This window comes from Okeania sp. SIO3I5 (assembly GCF_010672085.1).
GTDB lineage: Bacteria > Cyanobacteriota > Cyanobacteriia > Cyanobacteriales > Microcoleaceae > Trichodesmium.
Genome location: NZ_JAAHHT010000093.1, coordinates 21,020 through 32,797, shown reverse-complemented (window position 1 = coordinate 32,797; position 11,778 = coordinate 21,020). Strand labels below are relative to the sequence as shown.

Here is an 11,778-nt window from a genome sequence, read left to right as displayed (position 1 = left end):
TCCCCTCTTCCCACCCCTCCCCCTCTTCCCACACCTCCCCCTCTTCCCACACCTCCCCCTCTTCCCACACCTCCCCCTCCTCCCACACTTCCCACACTTCCCACACCTCCGACACTTCCCACACCTCCGACACTATTTCCTTGTAAAATAAATATTGTTGAGTTTCAGTAAAGGCAAAAGCAATGAGTTTAGAAAAAGATTTGTTCAAAGCATACACAAGACCTATGAAAGAAAAAGATTTATTTAAAGCGCTGAATAAATCTGCCAAATCAATATCTAAAAGGGCTACTTCTGCTATTAAACAACCACAAGAATTTGGTTTAAAGAAAAAAGGTCAGGATAAGATATTGAAATCCAATCTCAAGTCCGCTAATTGGTTGCGATCGCTGTTTGTTAGAAAATAATTATGCTGCCTTAAAGTTGATAGTAATTACTCAATTTTATCGCTTTTATATACCCTATCTTTTAAAGCTTGGTGGGGAATTATTATTGATTGTCTTCCTCATCAAAATATTATAATTATCCAATTACCAGAAGCCCGAATGGCTTAAGTAATAAGTAATGAGTAAGGAGTAATGAGTAAGGAGTAAGGAGTAAGGAGTAATGAGTAAGGAGTAAGGAGTAATGAGTAATAAGTAATAAGTAATAAGTAATAAGTAAAATCAAGCCCGTTGATGTTGGTTTAAAGCCTCTTCATTTATGAATAAAAATTCAAAAAATTAGGTGCATTTCATATTTGCCAAAATACTTTTTTCCTATTCCTTATTCTCTCTTCCTTGTTCCCAGTTAAGTGTTCCCTAAAAGCAATAATTTTTTGGCTTTCTTCTTGCATTGAGATGCACAAAAAAAATGATAATTTTTTTGAATCCTCTGACTTGACTGCGAAATGCTGCGCAAACAGGCAGAGGTATTACTTATTACTTATTACTTAACACTTATTACTTGTGAATAATATGTAGACTGAAACAGAAAATCCAAAAATTATATGTGTAGATTACTAGGTTACCTTGGTGAGCCAATTTTATTAGAGTCTATTCTTACTAAACCAGCACATTCATTAATAGTTCAAGGTTATAAACCCCAAGAAATGCAAGAAGCACTAATAAATGCTGACGGTTTTGGGCTAGGTTGGTATCATACTCAAAAACAGACTGCACCTTTTAGTTATAAAAATATTCAGCCAATATGGAATGATATAAATCTCAAGAATCTTGGTCGTTATATAGAGTCAAACTGTATTCTAGGTCATGTCAGAAGTGCAACTCCTGGTCAAGCAATTGATATTAGTAACTGTCAGCCATTTAATTACAAAAATATACTATTTATTCACAATGGATATATTGATAAATTCCGATTTACTCTTTATAAACTCATACGAGATTACCTGGAAGAAATGCCATATTTATTGATTAAAGGTAATACGGACTCAGAACATATTTTCGCATTACTAATTAATGAAATTATCGAAATAATTAACTCCGATTTTCAAGAAGCTTTACAGAATATATTAATGCTTTTGACGGAAATTGCTCGGCTACATAAAGTCAGATTTTTGGCTAATACAATTATTACAGACGGAGAGCAATTAGTTGCCTCTAGATTTGCTAAAGGTGCAATTCCACCGAGTCTTTATTGGTTAAAAAATTCTCCTAAGTTTCCTAATTCTGTAATTGTAGCTTCTGAGCCTTTGTTTGCAGATAATTGGCAAAAACTTCCAGAACAAAGCATCATTAAAGTTAGCAAAAATCTCAATCTTGAAATCTATCAAATGTGAAAATTAAAATATTTTTTTAGTAGATAAAAATTGGTAATTTTGATGCCTATTGATTAAAACTCTTTAAGACCATAGCACTAAGATATTACTTACTATTTTTTGTACATATAGTCAATAACTCAATTCTAATACTAAATTCATCAGAAGTTGCATAGAATAAAATTTTAATCAGAGTTGACATGACATAAAAACAGGGAAGTTAATGAATTCATAATTCTGTGCAGCTTCATATAAAAATGGTATAAATTCAAAAAAATTATAATTTTCTCAGGCTCAAGTAAGTTATTAAGTAGATAGGTACGAAAAAATCAAAGTATGTAACGAAAAGTAAAAATCTCAAAAACCTCTTCCCTTCTGCCTTATCAGAACAACAATTTTTAACACCTACCTACTGGACTGACACACCTTAAATAGTGCGTTAGACGGGGAGGGTGGGAAGGGTGGGAAGTGTGGGAAGTGTGGGAAGTGTGGGGAGGGTGGGGAGGGTGGGGAGGGTGGGGAGGAAAAGATACCTAGAAACAAAAATCTATTGCACAGTTATAGCTGTGTCAGTCTACTACTTATACTTAGTTATTTGTTGGTTTAAAATTATAAAAGTTTGAAAAAATATTACTACATTAACTTTTTTTTTAATAATTAGGGAAGGCAACAGTTTAGTAACCTACAGTCAAGTTTTTCCCTAATCCCTATTCCCTTTTTGACAACTGATAACGGAAATAATTATAACTATCTTTTTTGGATTTGCTATAGCGTTTTTCAGCAATTGTGAGGTACACCTATATTTGTTTGTATTCTATTGCCTCCATACCTATTCCCAGTTAAGTGCTCCCTAAAACCAAGGAATGCGCGTACCTTATCCTCCTTGGAGATTGCCATATTAGACCTCTCCAAAAATTCAAAATAGAATCAATTCTTATCCATAAATTATCAATTATTTCCCCCTACTCCCTACTCCCTACTCCCTCTTTTCTCAAGATGTATATTAGAGAGAGAATAAGCGATCGCTTATCAATCAAAGAAAACTTAACAATAATCCTTCATAAAATTTAATCATATTAATAATTGAATAAGTGGTAGGATTCAGTATTAAGAAATATTGAATTAGTGCATCCATAAACCTAAGATTTATTGTGTGGAAAAAACTCTAAAATCATCTGGATTGTATATTTTTTTAGACAATCAAAGGATGATTAGTATCCCTAGTAAATTGCTGATTAACCAAGAAAAAAAGGAGAATAATTAGTGTCTGAAGTCGCTACTAAAAATATTACATTCTGGAATACTACTGGTTATAATTACCCGGGATTTGGACAAACAGTAGAAGTCCCTGATGGTTTAGGTGGTACAATAGGTATTACTTATAATCGGATAGACTATGATGACCGCGCCTGGAGAGGAAAGCCAGATGGTGATACTCCCGTTACGCCAAATCGCTTCCTCTCTGGGGAAATAGAGAATAAATTTAGCTTAACGGGCAAGGCAAAAGCCATCACTGCGACTATGCCTCTCATCAGAACTTTAGGAAATGAAAATAACTATTCTATCACCCTAGATTTTAGTAAATACAAAGCTTCTGCAGCAGGTTCTAAAGCAACTGATGGTGCAACGTCTGGTGACACCTATTTAGCTATATCAAGATTCTTCAACGGTAGCAAAGCTGGATATACAACGATAAAAGTCACAGGAAAAACCCTAGATGGTAGTGAACTTAACTTAGGTGATTGGAAATTATTCAATAGTGGAACTCTTGGTAAAGGCAATAATACTCGGGTATTCCTAGATGCTGCTACTCAAACTATTTCTGGTAAAAACTCTCAAGGGAAACAAGAGTTATCCCCAACTCCACCAAACCCTGGTACTTCTTTTGGTACAGATACAGCTTTAGGTTTGTTTGAGTTACCAAGTAATCAACGTTATGTATCTATTACTCTTAGTTTCAAACAGAAAAAAATTCAGGGTGTAACACCTAACGATTTACATGATATTTATGTTGCTAGCAATACTACCTCTACAAGTCCAGTTGATGAAGTTCCTGAAACTAAACCTATAGATATAAATAATGGTTTACAACTGAATCTGCCACTGAATGAAATAGTCGAAAATGCTGAATCAGAAAAAGAAGTTGTTGATGTTTCAGGTAAAAAACTCAATGGCAAAGTTAATGGGGCAACAGTTGTAGCGGACTCTCGCTTTGGCAGTTGTATCAACTTTGATGGAGTGGATGATTATATTGAACTACCAACAACAACTATTCCTCAGACTGGTGAAATAACAATTAGTTTTTGGACAAATGGTGGCAAGTCTCTACCCAAGTATGCTTCTATTATCTTGGCAGAAGATAAGGGTAGTAACAGGGTAGTTAACATTCATTTACCTTGGTCAGACAGTACCGTATACTTTGATTGTGGAAATCAAACAAGTTCTTTTGACAGAATACAACAAGTAGCTCAAGCTGTTGATTTTAAAGATAAATGGACTTACTGGGTATTTACTAAGAATGTGACTACAGGCGAGATGAAAATCTATCAGAATGGCACTTTATGCCAAAGTGACACTGGTAAAAACACACAACTAAGTTCAGTTACTCGGGTGAGGTTAGGTTGTGGAGTAGGGTATCCAAGTATTGGATTCTATGATGGTAAAGTTGCTCATCTACGAATTTATGACCGAGTGTTGTCTCCTGAAGAGATTAACGAATGTATTAAGGTAGATCAAACACCACGACCACCTGTAGATCAAAGTTTACAACTGCATCTACCACTGAATAAAATTGTCGAAAATGCTGAATCAGAAAAAGAAATTGTTGATGCTTCAGGTAAAAAACTTAATGGCAAAGTTCATGGTGCAACAGTTGTACCTGACTCGCGCTTTGGCAGTTGTATCAACTTTGATGGAGTAGATGATTATATCGAACTACCAACAGAAACTATTCCTCAGACTGGTGAAATAACAATTAGTTTGTGGGCAAATGGTGGCAAATCTCTACCCAAAGGTTGTTCGATCATGTCTGGACGAGACCAAAGTAATAAGGTTATTGTTAATATTGAGTTACCTTGGTCAGATAGTATGATTAATTTTGACTGTGGACGAAAAGATGGTTCACCAGAGCGAGTGAAAAAAATAGGTGAGGCGGTTGATTTTAAGGATAAATGGCACAACTGGGTATTTACGAAAAATGTATCCACAGGTGAGATGCAAATCTATCAGGATGGTGTTCTGTGGCAAAATGCTACAGCTAAGAATGAACCAATAAGTTCAATCGCTCAGGTGAAGTTTGGAACTGGTTATGGATTTTATGATGGTAAAGTTGCTCATCTACGAATTTATGACCGAGTGTTATCGCCAGAAGAAATTAAGGAATGTATTAAGGTAGATCAAACACCAACTGTGGTAGAGGAACCAACACCTCCTGCTGTGGTAGAGGAACCAACACCTCCTGCTGTGGTAGAAGAACCAACAACTCCTGCTGTGGTAGAAGAACCAACAACTCCACCTACTGAAACTACCCAAAAACCTATGGAATATCAAATTTATCAAGTAAAAGGTAATCCGACAATTAAAACCGGATATCCAGCGTCAGAATGGACTGCAGTCATTGCTGGATTTAATTGCGGAGCACAGCAGAAACACAAAGCAACAGCATTAACGATCATGCCTGTTGTAGATGATGGAGAATGGAAAATCAAGTGCGATATTAAAGATGCAGACGATCGCTATTGGGATGTAGCAGTTTTGTTTATCACGAATAAAATAGTAAATAGGTTAAACAATTTCTACCGTTAAATAGTTGGTGTTTGCTAAAGCGCAAAAATATAGACTATCCTAGACAAATATGTACAAAATGTCTAGGATATGAAACAATCACAAAGAATGCAGAAAGATTAGGAGTTAGCGTCAAAACAAGTACAGCGTTGGGATAATTGTAGTAAGTTAAAAGCCAAACCCGTATAGGTCAAATCACCGCTACTATATTGAAGAAGATTTAACAGTAGCAAAGCGATTTTAGCCTGTTCTGAAAGATAAATTATATCATGTCCGGTAGCATTGTTTGTGTTAAAAATTGAGTTTCAATTAGAAGAAAAGCTTCTGCCTTCCTTTCTACTAAGTGTAAGTATTCAACCGAACGTGATATTACGCAAATTAACCTTGAAAACGCGATATGTAGGGGTGAATGGCATTCGCCCTCACTTGATTTAGTGTCCGTGGGTAAGTCCTGAATATTATATCATGTTCGGATAATCACTTATAAAAAAATCTTTTTCCTTTGAACCTTTCTTTTCCTTCTGCCTTATGCCCTCTGCCTTCTGCCTTATGCCCTCTGCCTTCTGCCTTCCTTACTCAATCGTGTAAGTATTTAACCGAACATGATCTTAGATATCTCCGATCATTAAAAATCAAATCAATTATCGCCCAAAAATCATTAATTCTTTCCCCCTAATCTCTACTCCCTACTCCCTACTCCCTCTTTTTCGGAGAGGTCTATTATAAACGGCAGTTATTCTAGCACTACGTTATCCTTGAACATAGATAGGATTATAGCACTTTTCATTAACATAGAATACAGAGATTTTGGCTGAAAGGCACTTATGCTGAGGGCAAAGTGCCTAATTCTGAGGTCTCCTACGGGAGGCCTACTGTGCGGAAATAATTCCGCACACAGCCCCTCCAGAATGTAAGACGCATATCTGAGATGCAGAAGTTTTGTAATCAACATTAGTGAAAACCGCTATAAATATTCCAAAATTAGAAATTGCTCCTAATATTGGACTAGCAAACAGAAAACTTAACAATAATCCTTGGCAAAGAAAAAGACTGAAGGTGTAATACTTAACGATTTACATGATATTTATGTTGCTAGCAATACTACCTCTACAGGTCCAGTTGCTCCAACTGTGACAACTCAAAAACCCATGGAATATCAAATTTATCAGGTAAAAGGTAATCCCACAATTAAAACCGGATATCTAGGATCAGAATGGACTGCAGTCATTGCCGGATTTAATTGCGGAGCACAGCAGAAACATAAAGCAACAGCATTAACAATCATGCCTGTTGTCGATGATGGAGAGTGGAAAATCAAGTGCGATATTAAAGATGCAGACGATCGCTATTGGGATGTGGCAGTTTTATTTATCAGGAATAACATGGTAAATAGAATAAACAACTTCTATCGTTAAATAGCTGTAACCTGAAACTGTATTGGATAGATTTTTTAAGGTAGTTTTTAATGACCAGAAAATAATATCAAATTCGGTAGTATCGCTAAAATCGAATATAGTACGGGTTTGCTGACCAAACCCCTGTCAAACAATGACTAGCCTTAAATTTAACAGGACTTACGCAAATTCTTAGACAATACGTTATATCATCAGGACTTACGCATAACCACTATACCTAGTAGGGGCGTTAATGTTTGCGGAGCATTCCGTAGGAAAGTTGTACGAAGCTAACGGCCGTTTCGGCTGTCGCGGACATAAAACGCCCCTACATCTGGTGTATAATTAAATATTTTGCCTAAGTCCTGATCATGTTCGGTTGAATACTTACACGATTGAGTAAGGAAGGCAGAAGGAAAAGAAAGGTTGAAAGGGAAAAGATTTTTTTAATGCCAAGCATTATCATTATCAGTTACTTTAGGCGGACTTCCTACTATTAAACCAAGCAAACTTCATATTTTGTCAAGATATTTAATCTGAGCAGCTTTTTTCGGGAGTAGGGAAGACAGGAATATTTTGTAAACCAAACCCCTATAAAAAACTGTATGGTTAATTTTCAGCCGATTAAAATAGACTTTATTGATTAGCCAGGAAATTTATTTCCTGATGTGCTATGTATTTTGTCAAGATATTTAACTTCCCTGGCGGGAAGTCCCGCGCTCTCCATCCCCCCTAACCCCCCGTGCATAGGGGGGAGGGGGAGCGTCGGGATGAAAGCCTGGGCCAGGATTTGGATACCTTCATAAGCTAAACGTTCATATGCCCAAGACACAAGCTAGGAGCATTTTGTTATTATCAATGTCAACACAGGGGGAGGACATCACCTCTGTCATGCTCCGCGGTCAGGGTTTCCCAGACGCTCAGAATCCCCCGTTGTCCATCCCCCCTAACCCCCCTTTGAAAGGGGGGAATAGAAGGGCAACGTCGGGAGTATGTCAATTTGATCAGCTTTATCTATCCATAATAAAATGCTGAATCAGGCAAATTACCGCCAAAAAGTTTAGGGTTTTGCTCCAATAAACGAGAATACCAAAACTCTAAATCTTCTTTTGCATCTTTAGCACTTACCATTTCTAGTGACGTATATCCCAGAGATTTTTTAATTACAGGTGCTTTTAAACTTAGATATTTGGCTCCCAATGCAGTAGCATTATCAGGATTTTTTTGTGCCCAATTTATAGCTTCAAATAACCCATTTTGTACAGTTTCAATTACATCCGGATATTGATTAATTATAGAAGTTAAACCTAAAGTTCCTGCCTGGGGAAAACGAGCTGCTCTACCTGTTACTTTTCCCCATTCTTGTTGTAAATTAATCGCCAATTTTATATCTAATCCCTGTTGTTTAGCACGAAGTTCAGCTCCGGTACCAGCACGTTCGGCTAAAAGTGCGGCATCACCACGACTTGCTAATAATAATTGCACTGCTTAAGCAAAGTCTGTAGTGTATTGAATTTTTAAATCTTTCTCTGGGTTTAATCCATTTTCTTTAGCTAAATAAAAGAATAATTGGGAAGGCAAACCGCCTCGGAAAGCTATTAGTAATGTTTTATTTCTCAAATCATCAAAACTACGGATATTCTGAGCAGACCAAATATTTAAAACTCCCCAAACTAAGACATTAAGTAATTTGATGGGAACTTGTTTTTGATATAAATTTGCTGCAAGAGATGTGGGAGTTGCTGATACTTGTAGTTTTCCTGAAACAGCATCTGCTCGGAGTTGATCGTGAGTTTTCCATAAACGAAAATCGACTGTTTCTACTAAGTTTTTAATTTGACTTTGTTCTGCTAAATAAGCCAGCAGAATTGTAATTATAATTGGAGAACCACCCAGTGCTAAACTTGGCAATTTTATTTCTGATTGAGCAATAATTTTTGCTGCTTTAGCTCTGGGGAAATGAGTAGTAAATGTTAAACCAGTTGTGGCTAATATTAATTGTAAAAATTGACGGCCGTTTCCATCTATCATTATGTTAATAATAGTTTTGATTGAACATGATTTTTGACGATAAATTTTTCCATTTATCTTTGAATAAAAATTAATAGGAGTTACACAGAAATCGGGTTTATCAAAGAAATTTCATGGTTTAAAAACAAGAATCATAAAAATATATTCTAACTTCTAACTCTTAGACATCTCCAACAATAAGAAACTGTTTGTATTATGAAGTCTTAAGAGAGTTGTTGAGTCACTAAAATCTAAAAGCGGTAGTACTTCAAGAGATTGAAATTTGGTAGATATAGTGGAAAGGTATATATATTGCCTTTATTTTAACTCTTCAATACTTGTCTTGATTTCTTCGGACCTATTCCCTATTGCCTATTCCCAGTTAAGAGTTAAGTGTTCCCTTTTCCCTATCTCCTTTTTATATTTCCTGATACATTCAGTCTCTAAAAAATAAAATCAATTATCCTACAGAAATTATCAATTATTTCCTCCTACTCCCGACTCCCGACTCCCTCTTTTCTAACTTTTGTGTTGACAACCGAAAACAAGTAGCTATTTCTGGAATCATCAAAAGTTGAGAAAGTATTTTATAAATATAAGCTTCGTTTCTTTTGATTTGAGGTCTATCTGATTGCCATTCATAGACAATTTGACTAGGAGAAGGTGACAAAACAATCAATTTATCTGCCACTAAAACTGCCTCCGCTAAATCATGGGAAACTAAAATAGCTGCCATATTTCGATCGCTCAATAACTTTAACAATAACCCCTGCAAGTCACGTCTTCTACCAATATCTAAAGCACTAAAAGGTTCATCCAACAAAAGTAAATTTGGTTCTACTGCTAATGCTCTTCCTAAAGCAACTCGCTGCTGCATTCCCCCACTTAATTGATGTGGATATTGATTGGCTGCTTTATCAATACCAAGTTGTCTGGCAAGAGCGATCGCTATTTTTTGTCGTTGTTTTTTTCCTATTCTTTTTGCTTTTAAGCCAAAAGCAATATTTTCTAAAGTAGTAAACCAAGGCAGTAGTCTTGGTTCTTGAAAAACATAACTTGTCTGGAAAAACATATTTTTAACCTTACCTGAAGTTACTTTAATCAACCCTGCTATTATTCGTAAAAGCGTAGTTTTCACACACCCAGAAGGTCCTGTTAAACACAATATTTGTCCTGGTTTTACATGAGTATTAATATCATTAAGTACAGTGTTGTTTTTGTATTTGTGATAAATGTCTTCTAAAATTAGCATATTTACTGCTAGTAAAAAAAATAATTTTTGTTGTTCTTACTGAATGAGCAATTATCTTAAATGAGGCTAGTAATCTTGTCAAAAGACATTCTGTCAAACTTTTAAGAGTAGAAACTAAGGAAATTAAGGATTAAGATATCTTTGCTTTTTACCTAAAATTTTTGATTTTATCTAATACAAAGTGTGAAAAAAAAATGCTATAAAAATGGGTGCATCTCATATTTGCCAAAATACTTTTTTCCTATAGCAATCCTAAATAGGTCGTAACAATTCACATAGACTAGAAATAAACTCCAAAACTCTTACTCATTGCCCATTGCCTATTCCTCCCATACCAAAAATAAAGCAGAATTTTTACCACGAATATGCGGAGGATTGCTATATTCCCTATTCTCAGTTAAGTGTTCCCTATGCATCAATAAATTTTTGGCTTTCTTCTTGCATTGAGATGCACCCATAAAAATCTTATGTGAGTTGTAAGATTTTAGTGTTAATTAGGAGCGAGGATTCAGGAGTCAGGAGTTCTACCAAATTCATGCATAGATAGTTATAGTAAAATGATTACAAAAAAGTTAGTAAATGTGCTGCCGATGTAGAGGTTCAATAATGGATAATGGATAATTACCTCTCCCTTTTAGGGAGAGGATTGACTAAAAGGAAAAAATTTATTTCTCTTGGTTGATTGGATATGGCGAGGTTTCCTCGCCATCCCTCAACTGCTTTTTTCCCCTTTATTGGGGAAGCTTTAAACCTGAATTATTTAATTGTTTAATTGTTTAATTGTTTAATTGTTTCAGTAAAAATTAAATTATTTCTGGGAACAAACAATTTGTTATAGTTATCAAACTATTTTTAGTCAATCATGGAAGAATTTTACTATCAGAAAAAATAAATATTATAAGTTCTTATTTCCTGACTCATGACTCCTAATAACAGAGCCATGCTCTGCAATATTTTATGAAATTGGTATTATAATATCAAAGAATTTTGGTTGATATTAAATGTTCTTAAATTCTCTCAAAATCATTCCTGATTGCTATACTTACGTGAAACTTCAATTATTAAGTAATTAACACGATATTTTTAAGCTTTTTAATAATTATTAGCCAATCAGTTAGCATTAATTATGTAAGCATTCAGCTATTAGCAGTCAGCTCTCAGCTTTTTAATAAATGAAACAAGCATTAGTTTTTACCCATAGTTTTAATTCTTTGAAATCACTAAGATGCTAATTTCTCTCCTCAAGATAATGAAATTAATAGCTGATGCTGACCGCTGAATGCTGACTGCTGAATGCTTACTTAATTATTCATATTGTTACTTCTCTTGTATGGAAGTTCATAGAACCTTTCTACCTACTCCCCCTACTTCCCACACGGACTACACGGACCACACTCCCCTACTTCCGCCAAGGTGTTAATAATCTACGAACAGGACGAATAACTAAATATTCAGATATTAAAATCAATACCACCGCTACGAGAACCCACGCCATAACTTCTGCCGTATCCAGATTAATTCTAGCAATATTCATTTCTGCTCCAATACCAGTTTCAGATGATAATAATTCTGACATTATTGCCACT

The 11,778-nt window shown here is 35.4% G+C and carries 10 protein-coding genes; 5 read left to right on the top strand and 5 right to left on the bottom strand.

Going from position 1 to position 11,778, the window contains the following annotated elements:
* A partial coding sequence (locus tag F6K40_RS20470) for a hypothetical protein (RefSeq protein WP_293138952.1) occupies positions 1-208 on the bottom strand: 208 nt, incomplete at its 3' end.
* Positions 209-224: 16 nt separating this feature from the next.
* Here F6K40_RS20470 and F6K40_RS20465 point away from each other — a divergent pair.
* From F6K40_RS20465 to F6K40_RS20445, 5 genes are all read left to right on the top strand, one after another.
* The gene (locus F6K40_RS20465) at positions 225-404 is read left to right on the top strand and encodes a hypothetical protein (protein WP_293138951.1); all 180 of its coding nucleotides are present in this window, start codon (positions 225-227) and stop codon (positions 402-404) included.
* A 581-nt stretch (positions 405-985) separates the two neighbouring features.
* A complete protein-coding gene (egtC, locus tag F6K40_RS20460) occupies positions 986-1,774 on the top strand; it encodes an ergothioneine biosynthesis protein EgtC (RefSeq protein WP_293138950.1) in 789 nt (262 codons plus the stop codon).
* 431 nt (positions 1,775-2,205) lie between these two features.
* Complete coding sequence (locus F6K40_RS20455; protein ID WP_293138949.1) at positions 2,206-2,376, top strand: hypothetical protein; 171 nt, start codon at positions 2,206-2,208, stop codon at positions 2,374-2,376.
* Positions 2,377-3,016: 640 nt separating this feature from the next.
* Positions 3,017-5,557, top strand: a complete 2,541-nt coding sequence (locus F6K40_RS20450) for a LamG domain-containing protein (protein WP_293138948.1) — start codon at positions 3,017-3,019, stop codon at positions 5,555-5,557.
* A gap of 1,013 nt (positions 5,558-6,570) precedes the next feature.
* On the top strand, positions 6,571-6,951 hold the full coding sequence (locus F6K40_RS20445) for a hypothetical protein (RefSeq protein WP_293138947.1): 381 nt from the start codon (positions 6,571-6,573) through the stop codon (positions 6,949-6,951).
* 993 nt (positions 6,952-7,944) lie between these two features.
* Here F6K40_RS20445 and F6K40_RS20440 read toward each other — a convergent pair.
* From F6K40_RS20440 to F6K40_RS20425, 4 genes are all read right to left on the bottom strand, one after another.
* A complete protein-coding gene (locus F6K40_RS20440) occupies positions 7,945-8,415 on the bottom strand; it encodes a substrate-binding domain-containing protein (protein WP_293138946.1) in 471 nt (156 codons plus the stop codon).
* A gap of 3 nt (positions 8,416-8,418) precedes the next feature.
* Positions 8,419-8,961: a substrate-binding domain-containing protein gene (locus F6K40_RS20435; protein ID WP_293138945.1), complete on the bottom strand. Its 543-nt coding sequence runs from the start codon at positions 8,959-8,961 to the stop codon at positions 8,419-8,421.
* A gap of 460 nt (positions 8,962-9,421) precedes the next feature.
* The gene (locus tag F6K40_RS20430) at positions 9,422-10,192 is read right to left on the bottom strand and encodes an ATP-binding cassette domain-containing protein (RefSeq protein WP_293138944.1); all 771 of its coding nucleotides are present in this window, start codon (positions 10,190-10,192) and stop codon (positions 9,422-9,424) included.
* A gap of 1,399 nt (positions 10,193-11,591) precedes the next feature.
* Entirely contained in the window at positions 11,592-11,768 is a 177-nt protein-coding gene (locus F6K40_RS20425; protein ID WP_293138943.1) for a hypothetical protein, read from the bottom strand.
* Positions 11,769-11,778 lie beyond the last annotated feature (10 nt).

What these genes read in the sequence shown, in the direction of transcription:
- F6K40_RS20465 (WP_293138951.1), top strand. Translation starts at nt 225, where the DNA reads ATGAAAGAAAAAGATTTATTTAAAGCGCTGAATAAATCTGCCAAATCA.
- egtC (WP_293138950.1), top strand. Translation starts at nt 986, where the DNA reads ATGTGTAGATTACTAGGTTACCTTGGTGAGCCAATTTTATTAGAGTCT.
- F6K40_RS20435 (WP_293138945.1), bottom strand. Translation starts at nt 8,961, where the DNA reads ATGATAGATGGAAACGGCCGTCAATTTTTACAATTAATATTAGCCACA.
- F6K40_RS20430 (WP_293138944.1), bottom strand. Translation starts at nt 10,192, where the DNA reads ATGCTAATTTTAGAAGACATTTATCACAAATACAAAAACAACACTGTA.
- F6K40_RS20425 (WP_293138943.1), bottom strand. Translation starts at nt 11,768, where the DNA reads ATGTCAGAATTATTATCATCTGAAACTGGTATTGGAGCAGAAATGAAT.